General features: G+C 68.8%; 15 protein-coding genes. 7 read left to right on the forward strand and 8 right to left on the reverse strand.

Annotated features, from left to right (window positions below; all coding sequences use genetic code 11):
- Position 1: 1 nt before the first annotated feature.
- From FSV73_RS02700 to FSV73_RS02715, 4 genes are read left to right on the forward strand one after another with little or no spacing between them, the layout of a single operon-like run.
- Positions 2-979 (forward strand): thiamine pyrophosphate-dependent dehydrogenase E1 component subunit alpha, encoded by a 978-nt coding sequence (locus tag FSV73_RS02700; RefSeq protein WP_145003452.1) that lies wholly within the window; start codon positions 2-4, stop codon positions 977-979.
- A 26-nt stretch (positions 980-1,005) separates the two neighbouring features.
- Positions 1,006-2,025 (forward strand): alpha-ketoacid dehydrogenase subunit beta, encoded by a 1,020-nt coding sequence (locus tag FSV73_RS02705; RefSeq protein WP_145003455.1) that lies wholly within the window; start codon positions 1,006-1,008, stop codon positions 2,023-2,025.
- Positions 2,022-3,143 carry an acetoin dehydrogenase dihydrolipoyllysine-residue acetyltransferase subunit gene (locus FSV73_RS02710; RefSeq protein WP_145003457.1) on the forward strand — a complete coding sequence of 374 codons (1,122 nt, stop codon included), beginning with the start codon at positions 2,022-2,024 and terminating at the stop codon, positions 3,141-3,143. The genes FSV73_RS02705 and FSV73_RS02710 overlap by 4 nt, the downstream gene beginning before the upstream one ends.
- A 12-nt stretch (positions 3,144-3,155) precedes the next feature.
- Positions 3,156-4,220, forward strand: coding sequence for a 2,3-butanediol dehydrogenase (locus tag FSV73_RS02715; RefSeq protein WP_145003460.1), 1,065 nt, complete (start codon positions 3,156-3,158; stop codon positions 4,218-4,220).
- 37 nt (positions 4,221-4,257) lie between these two features.
- Here the strand turns inward: FSV73_RS02715 and FSV73_RS02720 are convergent, their stop codons facing one another.
- The 4 genes from FSV73_RS02720 to FSV73_RS02735 form a co-directional block, all read right to left on the reverse strand.
- Positions 4,258-4,836, reverse strand: coding sequence for a glutathione S-transferase family protein (locus FSV73_RS02720; protein WP_145003464.1), 579 nt, complete (start codon positions 4,834-4,836; stop codon positions 4,258-4,260).
- Positions 4,837-4,895: 59 nt separating this feature from the next.
- Positions 4,896-5,858, reverse strand: coding sequence for a methyltransferase (locus FSV73_RS02725; protein ID WP_145004195.1), 963 nt, complete (start codon positions 5,856-5,858; stop codon positions 4,896-4,898).
- 69 nt (positions 5,859-5,927) lie between these two features.
- A complete protein-coding gene (locus FSV73_RS02730) occupies positions 5,928-7,400 on the reverse strand; it encodes an iron-containing redox enzyme family protein (protein ID WP_145003467.1) in 1,473 nt (490 codons plus the stop codon).
- A gap of 386 nt (positions 7,401-7,786) precedes the next feature.
- Positions 7,787-9,391, reverse strand: a complete 1,605-nt coding sequence (locus tag FSV73_RS02735; protein ID WP_145003470.1) for a methyl-accepting chemotaxis protein — start codon at positions 9,389-9,391, stop codon at positions 7,787-7,789.
- Between the two features lie 199 nt (positions 9,392-9,590).
- On the opposite strand from FSV73_RS02735, the gene FSV73_RS02740 reads away from it, so the two are divergent.
- Positions 9,591-12,701: a response regulator gene (locus tag FSV73_RS02740; protein WP_186309140.1), complete on the forward strand. Its 3,111-nt coding sequence runs from the start codon at positions 9,591-9,593 to the stop codon at positions 12,699-12,701.
- Between the two features lie 33 nt (positions 12,702-12,734).
- On the opposite strand, the gene FSV73_RS02745 is transcribed toward FSV73_RS02740, so the two are convergent.
- Positions 12,735-14,051 carry an APC family permease gene (locus FSV73_RS02745; protein WP_145003472.1) on the reverse strand — a complete coding sequence of 439 codons (1,317 nt, stop codon included), beginning with the start codon at positions 14,049-14,051 and terminating at the stop codon, positions 12,735-12,737.
- Positions 14,052-14,438: 387 nt separating this feature from the next.
- Between FSV73_RS02745 and FSV73_RS02750 the strand changes: the two genes are divergently transcribed.
- Positions 14,439-17,360 carry a PAS domain-containing hybrid sensor histidine kinase/response regulator gene (locus FSV73_RS02750; RefSeq protein ID WP_145003475.1) on the forward strand — a complete coding sequence of 974 codons (2,922 nt, stop codon included), beginning with the start codon at positions 14,439-14,441 and terminating at the stop codon, positions 17,358-17,360.
- 8 nt (positions 17,361-17,368) lie between these two features.
- On the opposite strand, the gene FSV73_RS02755 is transcribed toward FSV73_RS02750, so the two are convergent.
- Both FSV73_RS02755 and FSV73_RS02760 read right to left on the reverse strand, forming a co-directional pair.
- Complete coding sequence (locus FSV73_RS02755; protein ID WP_186309141.1) at positions 17,369-18,301, reverse strand: SphA family protein; 933 nt, start codon at positions 18,299-18,301, stop codon at positions 17,369-17,371.
- Between the two features lie 95 nt (positions 18,302-18,396).
- On the reverse strand, positions 18,397-19,389 hold the full coding sequence (locus FSV73_RS02760; protein WP_145003478.1) for a helix-turn-helix transcriptional regulator: 993 nt from the start codon (positions 19,387-19,389) through the stop codon (positions 18,397-18,399).
- 307 nt (positions 19,390-19,696) lie between these two features.
- Here FSV73_RS02760 and FSV73_RS02765 point away from each other — a divergent pair, with 307 nt between their 5' ends.
- Positions 19,697-20,662: an alpha/beta hydrolase gene (locus FSV73_RS02765; protein ID WP_145003480.1), complete on the forward strand. Its 966-nt coding sequence runs from the start codon at positions 19,697-19,699 to the stop codon at positions 20,660-20,662.
- Between the two features lie 24 nt (positions 20,663-20,686).
- Here the strand turns inward: FSV73_RS02765 and FSV73_RS02770 are convergent, their stop codons facing one another.
- Positions 20,687-21,856: a D-alanyl-D-alanine carboxypeptidase family protein gene (locus FSV73_RS02770; protein ID WP_145003483.1), complete on the reverse strand. Its 1,170-nt coding sequence runs from the start codon at positions 21,854-21,856 to the stop codon at positions 20,687-20,689.
- Positions 21,857-21,910 lie beyond the last annotated feature (54 nt).

Below are 21,910 nucleotides of genomic sequence, written 5' to 3' on the forward strand. Positions count from 1 at the left end.
GATGAGCGAGACCCCAAGCGTCGACCAACTGAGCCATGCCTACCGGGTGATGCGCACCATCCGTTCCTTCGAGGAGCGGCTGCACGTGGAATTCGCCACCGGCGAGATTCCCGGCTTCGTCCACCTCTATGCCGGCGAGGAAGCCTCGGCTGCCGGCGTCATGGCCCACCTGGGTCACGAGGACAGCATCGCCTCCACCCACCGCGGCCACGGCCATTGCATCGCCAAGGGCGTGGACGTCTACGGCATGATGGCCGAGATCTACGGCAAGAAGACCGGGGTCTGCCAGGGCAAGGGCGGCTCCATGCACATCGCCGACTTGGAAAAGGGCATGCTCGGCGCCAACGGCATCGTCGGCGCCGGAGCGCCCTTGGCTGCCGGTGCCGCCCTGGCGGCCAAGCTCAAGGGCAGCGACGCCGTGGCCGTGGCCTTCTTCGGTGACGGCGGCTCCAACGAGGGCGCGGTGTTCGAGGCCATGAACCTGGCCTCGGTGTGGAATCTGCCGTGCCTCTTCGTCGCCGAGAACAACGGCTATGCCGAGGCCACCGCCTCCAACTGGTCGGTGGCCTGCGACCACATCGCCGACCGCGCCGCCGGCTTCGGCATGCCCGGGGTGACGGTGGACGGCTTCGACTTCTTCGCCGTCCATGAAGCCGCCGCGGCCGCCGTGGCGCGCGCCCGGGCTGGCGAAGGCCCCTCGCTGATCGAGGTGAAGTTCACCCGCTACTTCGGCCACTTCGAGGGCGACGCCCAGACCTATCGCGACCCCAACGAGATCAAGCAGGCCCGCGAGCAGCGCGACTGCCTCATGCAATTCCGCGAGCGGGTGACGCGCGCCGGCCAGCTGCAACCCGCCCTGCTCGACAGCATCGACCAGGAGGTGGAGCAGCTCATCGAGGACGCCGTGCGCAAGGCCAAGGCCGATCCCAAGCCCGGCCCGGAAGACCTGCTCACCGACGTCTACGTCACCTACGCCTGATCGGAAAACAACAAGGAGCGCCAACCATGGCCAGAAAGATCAGCTACCAGCAAGCCATCAACGAAGCCCTGGAACAGGAGATGCGCCGCGATCCCACCGTCTTCCTCATGGGCGAGGACAACGCCGGCGGCGCCGGGGCGCCCGGCGAGCAGGACGCCTGGGGCGGCGTACTGGGGGTCACCAAGGGGCTCTACCACAAGTTTCCCGGCCGGGTGCTGGACACCCCGCTGTCGGAGCTCGGCTACGTCGGCGCGGCGGTGGGCGCTGCCGCCCGCGGCACCCGCCCGGTATGCGAACTGATGTTCGTCGACTTCGCCGGCTGCTGCCTGGACCAGATCCTCAACCAGGCGGCCAAATTCCGCTACATGTTCGGCGGCAAGGCCGTCACCCCGCTGGTCCTGCGCACCATGGTCGGCGCCGGCCTCCGGGCCGCGGCCCAGCATTCGCAGATGCTCACTTCCTGGTGGACCCACATCCCCGGGCTCAAGGTGGTCTGCCCGGCCACCCCTTACGACGCCAAGGGGCTGCTGATCCAGGCCATCCGCGACAACGACCCGGTGATCTTCTGCGAGCACAAGCTGCTCTACGGGATGCAGGGCGAGGTGCCGGAGGAGTCCTATGCCATCCCCTTCGGCGAGGCCAGCTTTCTGCGCGAGGGTGACGACGTCAGCCTCATCACCTATGGCCGCATGGTGCACCTGGCCATGGAGGCCGCCGTCAACCTGGCGCGCCAGGGTATCTCCTGCGAAGTGTTGGACCTGCGCACCACCAGCCCGCTGGATCGCGACAGCATCCTGGAAAGCGTGGAAAAGACCGGCCGCGCGGTGGTCATCGACGAAGCCAATCCGCGCTGTTCGGTGGCCACCGACATCGCCGCCCTGCTCGCCGAACAGGCCTTCGATGACCTGCGCGCTCCGGTGCAGTTGGTGACCGCCCCGCATACCCCGGTGCCCTTCTCCGACGCCCTGGAAGACCTCTACATCCCCGACGCGGCCAAGATCGAGCGCGCCGTAGTGAAGATCACCCAGGGGAGGCAGGCCGCATGAGCCAGATCCATACCCTGACCATGCCCAAGTGGGGGCTGTCCATGAGCGAGGGACGGGTCAATGCCTGGCTCAAGGCCGAAGGCGACCCCATCACCAAGGGCGACGAGGTACTCGACGTCGAGACCGACAAGATCAGCAGCAGCGTCGAGGCGCCCTTCTCCGGCACCCTGCGCCGCTGCCTGGCCCGCGAGGACGAGACCCTGGCGGTGGGCGCCCTGCTGGCCATCGTGGTGGAAGGCGAAGCCAGTGATGAAGAGATCGACGCGGTGATCGCGCGCTTCCAGGAAGACTTCGTGCCCGGTGGCGAAGACGCCGCCGAGGCCGGTCCCCAGGCCCAGCGCGTCGAACTCGACGGTCGGCCGCTGCGCTATCTGGAACGAGGCGAAGGCGGCCTGCCGCTGGTGCTGATCCACGGCTTCTCCGGCGATCTGGACAACTGGCTGTTCAACCACGAGGCCCTGGCCGCCGAGCGCCGGGTGATCGCCCTGGACCTGCCCGGCCATGGCCAGTCCGGCAAGACGCTAGCCACGGGCGACCTTGCCGAGCTGGGCGCCGCGGTGCTGGCGCTGCTCGATCACCTGGACATCCCCCGCGCCGTGCTGGTCGGCCACTCCATGGGCGGCGCCGTCGCCCTGCACCTTACGCAGGTGGCGCCGCAACGGGTCGCCGGCCTGGTGCTGATCGGCAGTGCCGGGCTGGGTAAGGAGATCAACGGTGACTATCTGCAAGGCTTCGTCGCCGCCACCAGCCGCAACCAGCTCAAGGGCCCGGTCAGCCTGCTGTTCAGCGATCCCGGCCTGGTCACCCGGCCACTGCTGGAAGACCTGCTCAAGTACAAGCGCCTGGAAGGCGTGGACCAGGCGCTGCACCAGCTGGCGGGCAATCTCTTCCCCAACGGCCAGCAGGCCCAGGTGCTGCGCCAGGTACTGGACGGCGAGATGCCCGCGCTGCTGATCTGGGGCAAGGCCGACGCCATCATTCCAGTCCAGCATGCCGATGGCCTGCCCGCAGCTGTACAGGTCGAGATCCTGAAGGGCCAGGGCCACATGGTGCAGATGGAAGCCGCCGACCGGGTCAACGCCCTGATCCAGGCCTTCCTACCCCACTGCCAACGCTAGAGGAGTCGAATCATGAAAGCAGCCCGTTTCCATGCCGCCCGCGATATCCGGGTGGAAGACATCCCGTCGCCCGGCGCGCCGGGCCCGACCCAGGTGCTGGTGAAGAACCAGTTCTGCGGCATCTGCGGCACCGACCTGCACGAATATGTCGGCGGCCCCATCTTCATCCCCACGGAACCCCATAGCTATACCGGCGGCAGGGTGCCGCAGATCCTCGGCCACGAGTATTCGGGGGTGGTGGAGGCGGTGGGCAGCCAGGTGACGGCGGTGAAGGTCGGCGACCGGGTGTCCATCCAGCCCATGGTCTCGCCGCGGGACGACCACTACGGTCGCCGTGGCCAGTACCAGCTCAGCGAACAACTGGCCATCATTGGCCTGTCGCATCCCTGGGGCGGCATGGCCGAGTACTCGCTGGTGGAGGACTACAATGCCGTGCCCATGCCGGACGACCTCAGCACCGAGCACGCGGCGCTGATCGAGCCCGCCGCGGTGGCCGTCTATGCCGTCCACCGCGGCGGGGTGAAACCCGGTGACACCGTGCTGGTGGCCGGCGCCGGGCCCATCGGCCAGCTGCAGATCCTGGCCGCCCGTGCCGCAGGCGCCACCCGCATCTTCCTGGTCGATCTCAACGACAACCGCCTGGAAATGGCCCGCCGCCTGGTGGACGGCCTGATCACCCTGAATCCCGGCAGCACCGACGTGTTGCGCGAGGTGCGCGCCCACACCGCCGGTGGGGTCGGCGTGGACGTGGCCTTCGAATGCGTCGGCGCCGAGGCGCCGCTGGGGCTGTGCCTGGAAGCGGTGCGCCGCCAGGGCGTGGTGGTCCAGGTGGGCATGCAGGGCAAGCCACCGGCGCTGGATGGCTTCACCCTGACCTACAAGGACGTCGACCTGCGCGGCTCCTGGGCCTACTCCACCCTGATGTGGCCCCAGGTGGCGGCCCTCATCGCCAGCGGCCAGTTGCCGGCCGAGAAGATCGTCACCCGCCATATCGCCCTGGACGACGTGGTGGAACAGGGCTTCGAGGCGCTGCTGGACAAGGCCGGGACCCACCTGAAGATCCTGATCGAGTTGTAGGACGCTCCCACACGGCGAGCCGCGTGGGTTTCCTGCCCTATTGGAAGGTCGTCGCGCTGAAGCTGGGGCGCGCCATGAGGCGCTGGTGGAAGGCCACCAGTCGCCGCTGCCCGGACCAGTCGATTTCTGGCAGGCGGAAGCTCAGGTAGTCCAGGCCGACGGCCGTCAGGTAATGGCCGAAATCGAGGGCTTCGGCATCCATCGCGGCGGTTTCTTCCAGGCGCGCCAGCAACCGGTCGATGGCCGCCAGGCGGCGTGCGCCGAGCAGGCTGTCATCCTGGGCCGCGCCGCCCTGCTTGCGGCCAATCACCGTGGCGAAGGCGGCGTCGATCAGGCCCTGGCCGAGGCCGGCCAGTTGCAGGCGCTCGGACGACAGCGGGCTACCGCCGGCCAGCTGATGCAGATGGACGCAGATCAGCAGGGTTTCGCTGAGCGCGGTGCCGTCATCGGTGATCAGCACCGGCACCTTGTTGGCCGGATTGGCGGCCAGCAGCCGCGCATCCTCCTTCCAGGGATCGCTCCATACCAGCTCCAGGCGCTCACCGAGGCCGGCTTCGAGAGCGGTGACGCGCGCGGCGCGGGCGTACGGCGAGGTCTGGTTCAGCAGCAGTTGCATGGCGGGCTCCTGGGCAGGGGACGGGGCGGTCGTTTTCCGCCCGCCAGTGTAGCCTGCGGTCAGCCCGGTCGCGTCACCGTCAACACGACCGCGGCGATGCGGTCGGTATGGGCATAGACTCCCGCCTCCAACTCTTCGCCGAAGACATCCGGGTCCAGTTCGCGATAGCGCCAGGCGAAGCTACCGCCGGCCAGGCGCAGTTGAACCTCTTCCAGGAAGGGATCGCGCCCCTCGACCATGGCCACGCCGGTATAGAGCAGCAGGGTGCCACCCGGGGCCAGGCGCTGCAGCGCCGTGTCGAGGATGGCCAGCGACAGGCCGGCGCCCAGCGGGCCGCCGCCATGGCGATAGGCGCGCTCGCCCGGGTCGACCAGATAGGGCGGATTGGACAGGATGAAGTCGAAGTCACCGTCCACGTCCTTGAGCAGGTTGCTGTAGCACGCCTGCAGATTGTCGGCCCCGGCGAGCGTGGCATTGACCCGGGTCAGCGCCAGGGCCCGCTGGTTGATGTCCACCGCCAGCACCTCGGCATCGGGCCGCGCCAGGGCCACCAGGATGGCGCCGGGGCCGGCGCCACTGCCGATGTCCACCGCGCGGCGGATGGCGCCGGTCTCGAAGCGCAACTGGGCTTCCAGGGCATTGGCATAGCGGTAGGTGTCGGGGCCGAAGAACACCGCATCGGCCTCCTCGGTGGGATAGGCGGAATGCACGAATAGCTGATCGCCCAGGCTGGATACTCGTACCCGGCTGCGCCAGCCGCCCGGCACGGGGGTCAGCAGCTCGGCCGCGGCCAGGGCGTCGATGAGGGACTCCGGCAGCAGCTCGCGGGAAAACGGCCGGCTCCAGCCGAAGATGCCTTGCAGATCCCGCGCCCAGGCATTGCCGGGTCGGGCATTGACCCGAGCGTGAGAGGCCGGGGTCGGGGTGATGAAGTGATAGTCGGCTGCACGCAGCGTCTCGACCAGCAGCTCCAGCGCCTTGGCCGGGTCCGGGGTCGTCGCGGGGTGTTCGGGGTGTTCCATGGCCGTCACGGGCAGGTCCTTGAATGGCAATCGAAATGAAAAGGACCCGCGCGGGTCCTGGCCTGGGCGTCAGCCCAACAGCGAGACGAACAACCGCGTCGCCAGCAGGCCGGCGCGGCTGTGATGGCGCGCGGGCGACAGCTGCTCGACCAGCAGCGTCATGGCGGCGGCGCGACTGGGTTGACTCGCCAGCCGTTGCTCCAGTGCGGCCTCCTCACTGTCGAAGTCGCTGGCCTGGGCCCTGCTCGCATTAGCCGCCCCGCCCTGTTCCGCTTCCAGCGCCGGGCACAGGCGTTCCTGCTGGCGCTGGCGGGCGCGAAAGCTCACTTCGCGGCGCGGCAGTACGGCCACCCGCTCGCCAGTGGCCTGCTTGCGGGCACCGTCGTGCACGAAATCGCCGGCGATCCAGTCGTGGATCAGTTGCTGCTCGTAGGCGGTGAAGACGCCGAACATCTCCGCGCGTTCGCCTTGGATCAGTCGCCAGAAGCGGCTGTTGGTCGGGTCCTCGTGGCGCTTGATCCAGCCCTGTTCCTGCATCACCTGGAGGAAGTCCGGAATCTGCGACGGATCGTAGAGCCAGTCGCTGACGCTGCGCCCGCCGATGCGGCAATAGTCGGAATGCACATAGCGGCCAACGCTGCTCTTTTCCGCCAGCACCTCGATCACCGCCTGCTCCAGGTCGAAGCTCGCGATCACCGAGGTGGTGCTGGCGCCCAGTTCGTTGAGCAGATAGCCCTGGATCACGCGCTGGTAGAAGGCCGCGCGGCCTTCGGCCGGCAGGGCGTCGTGCACCGCCTGCAAGGCCTTGCGCGCATGGCCGGTGCCGGCATTGTCGACGGTCACGTGCAGGGTGAAGTAATAGGGATCGATGCCCAGTTCGTTGAGCTCGTAAGAGGTGATCAACAGGTGCAGCGGCAGTTGCTCGTAGCCAAGGTTGAAGCCCAGCACCTCGGGCAGGTAGTGATCGGCGTGATGGGCCAGGGCCAGCTGAATGGCGCCCTGCACATAGTGGTCGTCGCTCAGGTCGGCGAAGTCCTCGCAGCCGTGGCTGGCCAGCAGCTTGCGATAGAGCACCACGTGATTCTTGTCCGGCTGGCCGTCGCCCAGTTCTTCCAGGTAGATCTGGATGGCGGCGCGATAGCGCAGGTCGTCCCAGTGGGCCAGGGTGCCATAGAGCCAGGCGCCATCCACCAGCTTGGTCGGCGCCACGCCGCGCAAGAAGTACAGCGCATGGGCCTTGCTGCCGAAATAGCGGCGCGGCGCCCCGGCCTTGCGTGCGGCCAGGTAGTCGCGGTACTGGGCGCCGACCCGGGTGTTGTTCTCCAGCACCCAGGCTTCCAGGCCCTCGGGGTCTTCCGGCAGGTCGGCGGTCATGCCGACTACCGCCTGCAGTTGGTCGTCGAGAAAGAGTCGGGCGCGCTGACGCGCGGCAGCGTCAGGGTTGGGTACCAGCAACTCCGCGTACAGGGACTGGGCAGGTTCGAAGACCACGGGCTTAGAACCTGTCAGTTGGCCGGTGAGGACTCTTGTAGTTGTCTGCATGGGAGGCACATCTGGCAGCTTATGATCTTAGCTTTCGGCTGGCCGTGAGTGGCTTGGTTCCAGTGCCGGCGGGCTCCGGCCACCCTCGTCTCGCTTGCAGGCGTCAAGCGCCGACGCCTGCCGGGAATGCCATTCGTCGGCCACACCGGAGCGACGTGTTGCTCCGGTGCGGTGGATCTAACGGGCGACGACGCCTTCGCCATGGTCCTGAAGCATCCCCTCGCTTACTTCCCTGCTCTGGAAGCCGCCTGCCAAGTTACTCCTTGCCCAATAGTGGCACCTCGCGCCACCGCGCTGAGCGACCCAGGTACAGAGGGCTTCCCTTGCCCAGCGCTGGAGCTGAGTCGCTGTTGGGGCATTAGCAAAGTACCCGCAGCGATGCTCGATCAGACCGAGAAGCGACCGACCAGGCGATGCATATCCACCGCCAGGCGGGATACCTCATGGGCGGCCGCGGCGGTCTGGTGAGCGCCGGCCGACGTCTGGATCGACAGGTCGCGGATGCTGACCAGATTCTGGTCCACCGACCGGGCGACCTGGGCTTGCTCCTCCGACGCCGTGGCGATGAGGAAATTACGCTCGTTGATCGCGGTGATGGAACGGCCGATCTCCGCCAGGGCGGCGCCGGCTTCGTTGGCGATCTTCAGGGTGGCGGTGGCCTCGTCGCGGCTGCGCTTGGCCTGCACGGCGCCTTCCGATCCGTTCTGGATGCCACCGATCATCTGCTCGATCTCCCGGGTGGATTCCTGGGTGCGATGGGCCAGCGCCCGCACCTCGTCGGCGACCACGGCGAAGCCGCGGCCCTGCTCACCGGCGCGCGCCGCCTCGATGGCCGCGTTCAGGGCCAGCAGGTTGGTCTGCTCGGCGATGCCGCGGATCACGTCGACCACCGTCGCGATGCCCTGGGCCTGCTGCGCCAGCTCGACGATCTGCTCGCTGGTACGAGAGACGGTAGTGGTCAGGCCATGGATGGCCTTGACGGTTTCGGTGACCCGGGCCGTGCCGACGCCGGTGGACTGTTCCGATTGTTGCGCCGAGGCCGACGCCGAGGCGGCGTTGCGCGCCACCTCCTCGACGGCCGCGGTCATCTCGTTGACCGCGGTCGCCGCCTGTTCCACCTCGCCGTTCTGCCGCTGCAGGCCACGGCTGGCTTCCTCGGTGACGGCATTCATCTCCTCGGCGGCGGAGGCCAGTTGGGTGGAGGCCTCGCCAATGTGGCTGACGGTCTCGCGCAGGGTCTGCTGCATCTGCACCGTGGCCTTCATCAGCTCGGCCATCTCGTCACGACCGCTGGCCTCGGCGGCGACCCGCAGGTCGCCCGCGGCGATGCGCTGGTTGATCCCCAGCACCTGGCGCAGCGGCTGGAGGATGCTACGGGTGTAGAGCACGGCGAGCACCACGGTCAGCACCGAGATCACCCCGAGCAGCCAGAGGCTCCTGCTATAGGTCTGTCCCGCGAGCTGGCCGGCCTGCTTGGCACCCCGCTCGTTGTACTCGGCCAGGGCCACGATTTTTTCTTGCAAGGCATTGGTGAGCGGACGGATGTGCGTGTTGACGTAGGCTATGCCTTCGTTATTGGGACGGGTCCGGGCGATGGTCAGGATCTCGTCCAGGCGCTCATCGTAGGCCTTGACGCCAGTATCGACGGCATCGGCCAGCCGCTGCTCTTCCGGCGAAGCGATCAAGGCCTTGTAGTCGGCGACGTCCTTGCGCAGCTCACTGCGAACCTGCGCAATGGCGGTGGCCGTGGTCTGCTTCAGCTGCTGGTCGTCCGTCGCCACGATGCGAAAGGTCTCCAGGCGCAACCTGAGCACCCGGGTATCCATCTTCGCGGTTTGCGCGATGCTGGCCATCCAGTTGGTCTCGACATCCTGTTCGGCTTTGTAAAGCGAGTTGAGGCCTACGGCGGAGGTGACGGCGAGCACCAGTAGCAGCAGGGTGATGGTGGCGAAACAAAGGGCCGAGCGGGCCGACAACTTCAGGGTACGCATGGAGCAACTCCGGGGCAGTGAGCAACGTGTTCGATTCTTTGTTCGGCACCCGCCGCAGGGGCTGAATGCCCATTCATCGCCGATGAACGGCCGCTCCGTTTCAAGCCGCAGCCCAGAGCTGACGCGGCTTCGCGGTAGCTGAAACGGTTCTGTAACAGGGCGTCGCGGCTGGCAAAACGCCAGGGGGATTGAGGCTAGAATGAGCGCCTCTCCGCCCCTTGAAGCCGACATGTCGCCGTCGATGAATCCCCCTGCTCGTCTGGTCCCCCTCCGCAACCGCCTGCTGGCGATCGCCTTCGCCGGCATAGTGCCGCTGGCGCTGGTCGCCGGCCTCGGTCTCTGGCTGCTGGTGCAGCAGCAACAGCGCGAAGCCGAACAGCGTGCGCTGGAATCCAGCCGTCAGGCGGCCACCATCATCGAGATCGAATTACGCCGCTCGGTGACCATCCTCCAGGCGCTGGCTGAGTCGCCCCTGTTGCTGGCAGGCAACCTCGATGGCTTCGCCACGCTCGTCGAGCGGGTATTGCCCCTGGTACCGGGCTGGCGGGCGGTGCTGGTGGCCTCCCCCGATGGCCAGATCGTCCGGCGGATCTCCACCCACAACCGCACGCCGGGGGGGCCGCTGGCCGAGCCGGCCAGCTTCGCCGAGGTGGTCGCCCGCCGCCGGCCGGTGATCGGGCAACTGGGCCGGGGTCCGTCTGGCTTGCTCGCCTTTCCGGTGCGCGTGCCGGTGCTGGGTGACGACCAACTGAATTTCGTGCTGACGGCCGTGATGACCCCGGAAAGCATCCGGGATGCGCGAGTGACCCGCACCTTGCCGAAGGACTGGATCGGCTCGGTGTTCGATCGCAATGGCCTGCGCATAGCGCGCACCGCGTTGCACAGCGAGAGCGTGGGCCAGCCGGCGCTGCCGGGACTGGCCCGGATCCTGGCGCAACCCGGCGAAGAAGGCGTCGGCATCGCCCGGACCCGTGAAGGCCATGAGGTCTACACGGCCTTCGTCCGTCTGCCCGACTCGGGCTGGACGGTGACCACGGCCATCCCCACCCAGGAGGTCGCGGCGGCGGCCACCCGCTCCTTCGCGCTCTATGGCGGCGGACTGCTGCTGTCGGTCATCCTCGCCTGGGCGGTCGCCCTGCTGCTGTCACGGCGCATCAGCCGTCCGGTGCAGGCCCTGCAGGACGCCGCCGAGGCCTTCGGCCAACGGCTGCCGCCGGTCTTGCCGCCCAGCGACGTGCTGGAGATCCAGCAGGTGGGCCAGGCGCTGCTGGCCGCGGCGGAAGCGCGCCACCTCATCGAGGAGCAGCGCGACGACTACCTGCGGGAACTGCAGCAGAGCCAGGAGGAGCTACAGCTCCAGGTGGCCGATCTGGAAATCCTGCAGCGGCTGAACCATCGGTTGCTGCAACTCCCCTCGCTGCCGCAGCAACTGCAGGAGATCCTGGCGGTGCTGTGTCGCTTCCACCAGACGCCCTTCGGCTGCGTGTCGCTGCTGGACGACGACCAAAAGCCGCAGCTGTATTTCGCCGCGGGCTTTTCCACCCAGACCCGGGAACGGCTGGTCGCCCTGATGCCCGCGGAAAGCGCCTGCGACGCGGCCATCCGGACCCAGCGCCGGGTCGTGGTTGGCGATCTCGACACCACTCAGGAGTTCGCCGCGCTGGCCGCCATCGGTCGCGGCGAAGGCTTCGCTGCCCTGCATGCCGTGCCGCTGCACAGCGCCCTGCACGGCACCCTCGGCGCCCTGACGATCCACCTGCTGGAGCCGCGCGAGCCCACGCCACGGGAGCAGCGCCTGGCCGATCTGTGCGCCTCCAAGGCGGTGCTGGTGATTGACCGCGCGCGCATCCAGGACGCCGCGCTGCGCTCGCAACGGCGCCTGCACGTGGCCCTGGAAAGCTCGCTGATCTGCTTCGGCATCGCCATCCCCACGGCCGAGCGGGTCTTCGCCTGGGACTATCTCAATCCGATCGGCGCGCGCACCCTGGGGCTGGACGAGACCCCGGCGGCACCCGGGTACGCCTGGGCCAGTGCCCGCATCCTCCAGCTTTGCCAGGACCACAGCGGCGAGGCGACCTGGTCCCTGGAGCTGCAGGGCCCCGAAATCGCCGACATCCCGCAGTGGCTGCAGGTCAGCGGGACGCCCTTCGATGGCAACGTGGCGGTCTGGTTCCTGGATATCAGCGAGCGCAAGCGCCAGGAACAGCTGCTGCGCGACGCCGACCGACAAAAGGACGAATTTCTCGCCGTCCTGGCCCATGAATTGCGCAATCCGCTGGCGCCCATTCGCCACGCGGCGGCCCTGATCGCCGCACCGACGGCCACCCTCGAGCAGCAGCGGCGCAGTTGCCAAACCATCGATCGCCAGGTGGAGCGCATGAGCGCCCTGCTCAATGACCTCCTGGATATCTCGCGCATCACCTTTGGCCGGATCACCCTGCACAACGACTTCGTCAGCCTCCAGGCCGTGCTCGACTCGGTCGCCGACGCGGCGCTGACGGTGATGCAGGACAAGGGCCAGGCCTTCGAGCTGCACCTGCCCGAGGCACCGGTCTGGCTGTACGCGGACCCGCTGCGCCTCGAGCAGATCTTCCTCAACCTGCTGGGCAATGCCGCGCGCTACACCCCGGTGGGCGGGCGGATCACCCTGACGGTGCGGGAGGAAGACGACGAGGTCCGGGTGGAGATCGCCGACACCGGTATCGGCATCGCGGCCGACCAGCTGGCTGCCCTGTTCAAGATGTTCGGCCAGATCGATCCGCGCCTGGCGGAGCGTTCCCCCGGCCTGGGCATCGGCCTCGCCCTCTCCCGCGAGCTGGCGCGCCTGCAGGGCGGCGACATCACGGCCGCGAGCGCCGGACTCGGCCTGGGCAGCCGCTTCACCGTGACCCTGCCGCTCACCGTCGCCCCGCCCACCGCCCTGCCGGCAGCCGCCACGGCCCCCGCGGCGTCCGCCACGCGGCGGATCCTCGTCGCCGACGATAACCCCGACATCGCCGACACCATCGCCGAACTGCTGGAGCTGGACGGCCACGAGGTACGCATCGCCTACGATGGCCAGGCGGCCCTGGAGGCCTTCCAGCAGCACGGCGCCGACATCGTCATCTCCGACATCGGCATGCCGGGCCTGACCGGCCATCAGCTGGCGCGCGCCATCCGCCAGACCCCGGCGGGCCAGGCGGTCACGCTGATCGCCATGACCGGCTGGGGCCAGGCGGACGACAAAGCCGAGGCCCTGGCCGCCGGTTTCGACCATCACCTGACCAAGCCGGCGGACATGAAGACCCTGTACGAGCTGGTCGCCCCCTGACGCCCGGGCGGCGCCCAGCGGCCGATCCAGGCCTCAGGCCGCGGCCGCCCGCGCGCCGGCCAGCCGGGTCAGGCCATAGAGCACCCCGCCCACCAGCAGCATCAGCCCCGCCCTCAGCCAGGTGGCGGCGCCCTGCTGGGCGATCAGCAACGCGCAGGACGCGAGCGCCAGCAGCGGAAAGATCCAGGGCACCCGAAAGTGCGGGCGGTCCACCCGCTCGCGCTTGAGCACCAGCACCGCCAGGTTGGTACTGATGAACACCACCAGCAGGAGCAGCACGACGGTTTCCGCCAGCACATCCAGGGTGCTGGTGAAGGTCAGGGCGATGGCCACCGCGGTGGTGACGAGAATGGCGACCCCGGGCGTGCGGCGCCGTGGCAGCACCCGGCCGAGGATCGAAGGGAGCAGCCCCTGGCGTGCCATGCCATAGGCCAGGCGGCTGGCCATGATCAGGGTCAGCAGCGTGCCGTTGGCCACGGCGATCAGGGCGATGACGGCGAACAGCCGCGTCGGCACGCCCAGGCCCGACGCGCCCAGGACATCCATCAGGGGCGCGCCCGAGCGCTTGAGTTGCTCGACCGGCAGCACCAGGGCCGCACCCGCGCCGACCAGCAGGTAGACGATCCCGGCGATCACCAGCGCGCCGAACAGCGCGCGCGGATAGACCCGGCTGACGTCCCGCACCTCCTCGGCGAGGTTGGCGGAGGTCTCGAAGCCGACGAAGGAATAGAAGGCCAGCAGCGAGGCGCCGAGGATGGCCACGCCAGCCGAGGGCGCATCGACCTCCAGCAACCGCGCCGGATCGCCCTGCCCCTGGGCGACGAACCAGGCAGCGGCGACGATGACGATCACCAGGCCCGATAGCTCGATCAGCGTCATGACCAAGTTGACCGCGAGGGATTCCTTGATGCCGCGCGCATTGAGCAGCCCTACCACCAGCAGGAATCCCAGGCACACCCAGGCACTCGGCCAGGGCACCAGGGCGTGCAGGTAGCCGCCGGCGAAAGCCACCGCCAGGCCCGCGGCGCTGGTGACACCGGCGGCCAGCATCGAAAAGCCCACCAGGAACGACAGCCAGGGCCGGCCGAAGGCGCGTTCGGCGAAGACCGCGGCGCCGCCCGCCTTGGGATACTTGGTGACCAGCTCGGCATAGGAGGCGGCGGTGAGCAGCGCGAACAGCAGGGCGATCAGCAACGGTGCCCAGATGGCGCCGCCGACCCGCCCGGCGATGGTGCCCGCCAGCGCATAGACCCCGGCGCCCAGCACATCGCCGAGGATGAAGAACAGCAGCATGGGCAGGGAGATGGCGCGTCTGAGCGCCGCTGGGGAGGAGGAAGATGCCGTGGCCATGCGCGGATGCCTCTGTGCGGTTCGTTCGGGGGCTGGCGTTCATGACGACCGCCTCGTGCCTTCGTAGAGGCCGGTTCCGGCGACGGGGTTCCAGCCACCGACCGTTCGTCCCCTGGGCGCGGACCGCCCCCACGCTGCAACCCACCGCTGGCCCTGCAGCCTGGGTCGCCAGCCGCCGCTTCGCCTGCCCTGCTCTAGCCTAGACGTCGCGCCGGGCCACCGTTTCGCTGGTGTTCGTCGGTCAGCCAGGCGGCTTCGCAGCGCAGCCGTTTCCGCCGCTTGCCGATCAGCGGCAAGGCCTTTCCCGCGTTGCGCCGTGCCGCCACACTCGGGCGTTTTTGCGGTCGAACGACGTTCATACCCATTGCCCCGAGGATTCCCAGTCCGATGAGTGAGGTACCCCTGGCCGCGCTGACGCGCGAGGAACTCGAGGCCGAAGTCCTGCGCTTGCGCGCCGCTGTGCAGGATCTCGCCGTCCAGCCGGCCACCGGTGCCGACGCCTCTGGTCTGCGCGCCAAGGCGCGGAGCCGCGCCGTCCTGGAGAGCACCACCCAGTTCGCCATCGTGGTGAGTGACCGCCAGGGTCGCATCACCGACTGGAATCCGGGCGCCGAGCAGGTCACCGGCTGGAGCGCCGAACAAATGATCGGCCAGGATGCGTCCCGCCTGCTCACCCCCGAAGACAGTGCCAATCGGCGCGGCGAATACGAGATGGCCAAGGCGCTGCGTGACGGCAGCGCCCTGGACGAACGCTGGCATCTGCGCGAGGACGGCCAGCGCTTCTGGGCCTCGGGCGAAATGATGTCCCTCACCGATGACGACGGCGAACCCCTGGGCTTCGTCAAGATTCTGCGCGACCGGACCGTCGAACACCTGGCGGGTCTGGCGCTGAAAGAAAGCCAGGAGCGCTACCGGCTGGTCGCCGAGGCCACCAACGACGCCATCTGGGACTGGGATTTCACCAGCGGACAGATCCTCTGGAACGAAGCCCTGACCACCGCCTATGGCCATCCGCTGGAGACCGTGGAGCCCACGGGCGCCTGGTGGCTCGCGCAGATCCATCCGGATGACCGCCTGCGCGTCGATACCTCCATCCATGCGGTGATCCACGGCGATGCGCAGGTCTGGACCGATGAGTACCGCTTCCGCCGCGCCGATGGCTCCTATGCCCTGGTGTTCGACCGCGGCCGGGTGATTCGCGATGCCTACGGCCGCCCCCTGCGCATGATCGGCGCCCTGCTCGACATGAGCCAGCTGCAAACCGCCGAGACCGCGCTGCGCAAGAGCGAAGAGCGCTTCCGCGCCATCATCGAGACCATCGGCTCGGCCTTCGCCATCGTCCAGGTCAAGTTCGATGCCGACGACAGGCCCGTCGACTACCGCTTCCTGGAAGCCAACCCGGCTTTCGAACGCCAAGCCGGGGTCAATCTGCGTGGCAAGTGGGTGACCGAATTCGCCCCCAACCTGGAGCAGTTCTGGTTCGATACCTACGGTCATGTGGCCAAGACCGGCGAGCCGGCCACCTTCGAGAACTACGCCAACACCTTCGAGCGCTGGTTCGACGTGCGTGCGGTGCGGGTGGGCGATCCGGACGAACGCCAGATCGCCATCCTCTTCAGCGACGTGACCGAGCGCCGCAATGCCCAGGAACGCCTGCGCGTCAGCGAGGCCCTGGCCCGGGAGAACATCGAGCGGGTCCAGCTGGCCCTCTCCGCCGGGGCCATCATCGGCACCTGGCACTGGGACCTGCCCACCGACCGATTCACCGTCGACGACGCCTTCGCCACGGTGTTCGGCCTCGATCCGCAGCTGGGCCACGAGGGCCTGAGCCTGGCCCAAGTGGTCGCCAACGTCCATCCGGACGACCAGGACGGACTGGCCCATGCCCTCAAGACCGTGGTCGCCCAGGGCGGTCCCTTCGCCCATCAGTACCGGGTCCGCCGGGCGGACGGTCGCTACTACTGGATCGAGGCCAATGGTCGCGTCGACCACGCCGCCGATGGCACACCCCTGCGCTTTCCCGGCGTGCTCATCGACGTCGAGGAGCGCCGTGCCGTGGAAGCGGAACGTGACAAGGCGCTGGCCGCCCTGCGCGCCCTCAACGACACCCTGGAAAGCCGGGTGGCCGAACGCTCGGCCGAGTTGATGCAGGCCGAGGAAAAGCTGCGCCAGTCGCAGAAGATGGAAGCCGTCGGCCAGTTGACCGGCGGCCTCGCCCACGACTTCAACAACCTGCTGGCCGGGATCTCGGGCGCTCTCGAACTGATGGAGACGCGCATCGCCCAGGGCCGCCTGCGCGATCTCGACCGCTACCTGGTGGCCGCCCAGGGCGCGGCCAAGCGCGCCGCCGCCCTCACCCACCGGTTGCTGGCCTTCTCCCGGCGCCAGACCCTGGCGCCGCGCCCGGTCGACGTCAACCAGTTGATCGATGGGCTCACCGAACTCATCCAGCGGACCGTGGGCCCGGGCATCCAGGTCGAGACGGTGGGCGCCGCCGGCCTCTGGCCGGCTCTGGTGGACCCCAGCCAGCTGGAGAACGCCCTGCTCAACCTCTGCATCAATGCCCGCGACGCCATGCCCGACGGTGGCCGTATCACCATCGAGACCGCCAACCGCTGGATGGACCGCGAGACCGCCCGGGCCCAGGAGCTGCCGGAGGGTCAGTACCTGTCGCTGTGCGTGACCGATACCGGGGTCGGCATCCCGCCCGAGGTCGCCGCCCGGGTGTTCGAGCCCTTCTTCACCACCAAGCCCATCGGCCAGGGCACCGGGCTGGGCCTGTCGATGATCTACGGCTTCGCCCGCCAGTCGGGCGGACAGGTCCGCCTCTACTCCGAGCTGGGCCAGGGCACCACCCTGTGCATCTACCTGCCGCGCTACCTGGGTGAAGCGCCGGGAGACGAGGGTCTCGGCCAGCGCGAAGCCGTGGCCGGCGCCGCTCAGGGCGAGACAGTGCTCGTCGTCGACGACGAGCCCACGGTGCGGATGCTGGTCATGGACATCCTCGGCGATCTCGGCTACGCCGTCATCGAAGCCAGCGACAGCCTGAGCGGCCTGAAGATTCTGCAATCCGACGTGGACATCGATCTGCTGATCACCGATGTCGGCCTGCCCGGTGGCATGAACGGCCGGCAGCTGGCCGATGCGGCGCGCCAGTCGCGACCGGAGCTCAGGACGCTGTTCATCACGGGCTATGCGGAAAACGCCGCCATCGGCAATGGCCACCTGGATCCGGGCATGGCGATCCTGACCAAGCCCTTCGCCGTCGACCACCTGGCGAGTCGCGTGCGCGAGCTGATGGGCGCCTAGGCCGCCCCCTAGAAGCTGACGCCGATCTTCAGCGCCACGGTATAGCCTTCCGCCCGGTTGCGCGTCTCCACTTCCTTGTAGGCGTGCAGCCAGATGGCCGGCAACCCCGAGCTGGGCTCGAAGTAGCTGATCGCCGGGCCCAGCGCCAGGGTCCGGGCGCGGTTGCCGCGGGTCAGGCCGGGCGCGTCGTCGTCGCTGAGCTGGCGGTAGTAGTAGCCGCCCAGGCCTGCCGTCCAGGGGCCGACATGCTGGCCGACGGCGAACTCGTGGCGATACTCCACGCCGCTGCGGTAGTCGGTCGCCGGGTTGCGCGCATTGATGTCGACCTGGATGCTGGACGACAGCTCCAGCCCGCTCGGGCTGATGTAGCTGGCGTTGAGGATCGGCGAGACCGTCCAATGGTTGGTCCCGGGGCTGACCAGACGGTTCTTGTCGTAGTCGCCGGTGGGCGCCTGGATCGACAGCTGGGTGTTGATGCCCACCCCGGGCGCCGGGCGCCAGTCGAGGATCAGCGGGATCAGCTGCAGGTCCGCCGGGCGGAACAGCTGGGCGCTGTCACTGAACACCCGCTGCCCGCCGGCATTGATGCCCAGGTCGGCATCCATGCGAAAGAACACCGACACGGCGCCGAAGCCATAGCGCGCACCGAACAGCTGCTGGTCGGTCATCCGCAGATAGGCCAGGCCGATGGCCAGGACGTTGATGTTGAAGTCGTTGCCGTCGTCGCGCCCGTGGCTGTCCTTGATCACCCGCGCCTGGTAGTCGCTGAAGCGCATGCCGACCGTGCCGAACGGAGTCGACGGCGGCATGAAGCCCGCACCGAAGTCCTGCACCCCGGCGGCGGTGGTCGGCATGCCGTTCTCGGTGGCCTGGGCGGTGGTGCCCAGGGCCGCCAGCGACAGCAGGGTGGCGAGGAGCGGAATGGCAGGCGAACGCGACATGGTCAGACTCCTTGGAGCTTTCGAGCGAGCGTGCGAGGCCTCACCGGGCGCACGGAGCGCCCGGTCTTGGCGAGAGGGTCAGATAGGGGGTGGAATCAGTCGGGCGTGGCCGCGACCCGTTGCGCGATCTGCGCCTTGCGATTGACGCCGAGCTTCTCGTAGATGCGCCTCAGGTGATGACGCACCGTGGCAGGCGCCATGCCCAGGTTGCGGGCGACCTCCTTGTAGGTCTGGCCCAGGGCGAAACACTGGGCCACCTCCAGCTCGCGGGCACTGAGGCGGTCCGCCGAGCTGCGCCGGCGCGCCTTGAGCAGCAGCAGATCGCCCAATGGCTGGGCGTCGAGCTGCAGGGTACGGCCCTGGTAGGTGGCCTGGGGGTCACAGCCGGCGGGCAGCCGGTGACCCTCCCAGCCTTGCCACTCTCCCGCCAGCAAGGCGGCGAAGCCCGGCTCCATGGACAGCAGCACGCCGTAACGGTCGCAGACCGCCAGGGCCAGTTCGTCGAAGCTGCCCTGGCTATCCCGCAAGGTCGCCAGGGTGCGCAGGCAACTCTCGCGCTCGGCGTGCAGCAGGTGCGGCATCAGCCATTCGACCAGCTGGCATTCGAGCGCGGTGAAGGGGGTGGCGGGGTCTTGCCGGAACAGCGTCAGATGGACGCCGAGGCGGGTCTGGTCGTCGGTCAGGACGATGCGCAGGCCCTGCGCCAGCCGATGCCGTCGACCCAGGGCCGCCAGCTTAGGCGCGGCCTGCTGCGCATGACAGGCGAACACCTGGCAGCGGCCCGGCACCTGGTGCAGCTCACCGAGCTCGTGGTCATCGGCCTTGAGCGCATCCCACTCCTGGGGGTAGCTGCTGGGTAGCCCCAGCAGGAAGGCGCTGTGCGCCACCGGCAGGCCATCGCGCCAGGTGGAGTTGCCCCACCAGGCCTTGTCGAAGGCGACCAGGCGCTGCAGCTGCGCCAGGGCCTGGGCATGGAATTCGGTGATGGCCCCGCCCCGCAGCCGGGACTGCAAGGCCAGGACGACCTCGCTGAAGCGGGCGACCACCTCGGCGGGTACAGCGCTGGAAACGGCGACTGGCTGGGCCATGCTACCCCCATTGTTTTGATTGTCTTGGGTAGGGTGCCGACCCCCGACCGGGGCCTGGCTAGGGTCCGAGTCTACCGCAGCGGCGCCACGCGGCTATCGTTCAGATGCAGGATAGTGACTCACCCGCCCCCAGGGCCCACCGCGCTCTGCTGCGGCATTCTCCGGGCGCAACCGCGCAGGGCGGCCCGAGGTCCAAGCCCGGAGCGCCATCGTTCATCTGACCGATAGACCGCCCGGCTGGCCTCCGGCGAGGCTGGCGGCGAACCGGCGTCCATAACGCCGTCCCGAATCCCCAGGAGAAACTCCCATGCACGATGTCTTCGCGCGCCTCGACCCCCAGGTCGCCGGTCTGTTGGCGCACTTGGCCGCGCAACCCCAACCGCCGATCGAAAGCCTGACGCCGCAACAGGCGCGGGCCGCCTATGTACAGATGACCCGCGCCCTCGGCCTGCCACCCGCCCCCATGGCCCGTATCCAGGAGCTCGCGGCGCCCGGCCCGCTGGGCCCCATTCCCCTGCGCCTGTACCGCTCCCAGGCCGAGGACGGCACGGCGACCCCGGTGGTGGTCTATCTGCATGGCGGTGGCTGGGTGATCGGCGACCTCGACAGCCACGACTCGCTGTGCCGCCAGATCGCCCTCGGCACCGGTTGCGCGGTGCTCGCCGTACACTACGCCCTGGCCCCCGAGCACCCGGCACCGGCCAGCCCCGACGACGTGCTGGCTGCCCTGCACTGGCTGGCCGAGGCCGGCGCGACCTTCAACCTGGACACCCAGAGGGTCGCCGTGGCCGGCGACAGCGCCGGGGGTGGCCTCGCGGCCATGGCCGCGCTGCACCTGCGCGGCGGTCGGCTCGGGCTCAAGGCCCAGGTGCTGATCTACCCCGGGGTCGACAACACCCCCGAGGCCTGGAACCACCCGTCGCGGGTCGAGAATGCCGGGGTCCCGCCACTGACCCGGCCACTGATGGACTACTTCTCCGGCATGTACCTCAAGGACGCGGATACCCGGGACCCGCGGGTATCACCGCTGCATGCGCCCTCTCACGCCGACCTGCCGCCGGCGCTGATCTTCGGCGCCGAATGCGATGCCCTGCGCGACGACGCCCGCCTCTACGCCCAGGCGCTGATCAAGGCCGGCAACGCGGTGGAGTTCCACGAGCTGCCGGGCATGATCCATGGCTTCATCGAGATGCTCGGCGTGCTGCCCGTCGTCCGCTGGACCCTGGAGCGCACCAACGCCTTCCTGCGCGCGCACCTCAGCCCCGGCGCCTGACCCTGCGGGCGCCTGCGGACCTGGCTAGAGGCGCCCCAGCCAGTGCAGCACCAGCCGGTAGAGGTGCTGCGGCCAGCGTGACCACCAGCCGCCCTGCTCGGCGTCGGCCAGGGCCACCAGCGGCCGGGTCTGCAGCACCCGGTCGCCGTCGACGATGTCCAGGCGCCCTACCGTGGCGCCCTTGGCGATGGGCGCCACCAGCGGCGCGTCGAGCACCAGGCGCTGTTGCGGTTGGTGCTGGCCCTTGGGTCGGGTCAGGACCACGTCCTGGCTCACCCCCACCGGCAGGGTCGCCGCCTGACCTTCCCAGAGCGGCGGGGTGCTCAGGGCGACACCGGCTTGGTCGAAGGTCAGGTTCTCGAAGAAGCGAAAGCCGTAGGTCAGCAACTTCTGGGTATCGGCGGCGCGGTTGTTCATTGAATTGGAACCGAATACCGCGGTGATCAGCCGGCGCCCGTCGCGCTGCGCCGAGGTCACCATGCAGTAGCCGGCTGCGTCGGTATGGCCGGTCTTCAGCCCATCCACGGTGTGGTCGCGCCAGAGCAGCAGGTTGCGATTGGGCTGGCGGATGCCGTTCCAGGTGAAGTACTGCTTGGCATAGAGCTCGTAGTAGGCCGATTCGTCCTGGATGATGGCGCGGGCCAGCAGCGCCATGTCGTAGGGCGAGGAAAAGTGCGCGGGATCGGGCAGTCCGGTGGGATTCATGAAGTGACTGTCGTTGAGCCCCAGGCGCTGGGCCGTGGCGTTCATCAGGCTGGCGAAGCTTTCCTCGCTGCCGGCGATGTGCTCGGCCAGGGCCACGCTGGCATCGTTGCCCGAGTCGATGACGATGCCCTGCAGCAGGTCGTGGATCGCGACGTGGCTGCGCGGATCGAGGAACATCCGCGAGCCTTCGGTGCGCCAGGCATGCTCGCTGACGGTGACCTGATCGTCCGCCTTGAGGCGACCGGCCTGGATGTCCCGGGTCGCCACGTAGACGGTCATCAGCTTGGTCAGGCTGGCCGGCGGCAGGTGCGCATGGGAATCCTGCTCGGCGATCACCTGACCGGTGCTGGCATCCATCACCACCCAGGCCTTGGCGGACAGCTGCGGTGGCGAGGGAATCAGGGCGTCCGCCGTGGGCGCGGCGTCCACCTGGCCGAGCCAGGCGAGGCAAAGGGCGGCGAGGCCCTGGCATAGCGAGAGGCGTTTCACGAGCGGCGGGTCCGGTTCAGCAGCAGGGGCCGCCACCCTAGGCAAGGCCCGCAG

The sequence above is a fragment of the Pseudomonas oryzihabitans genome, assembly GCF_007665395.1.
Classification (GTDB): Bacteria; Pseudomonadota; Gammaproteobacteria; order Pseudomonadales; family Pseudomonadaceae; genus Chryseomonas; species Chryseomonas psychrotolerans_C.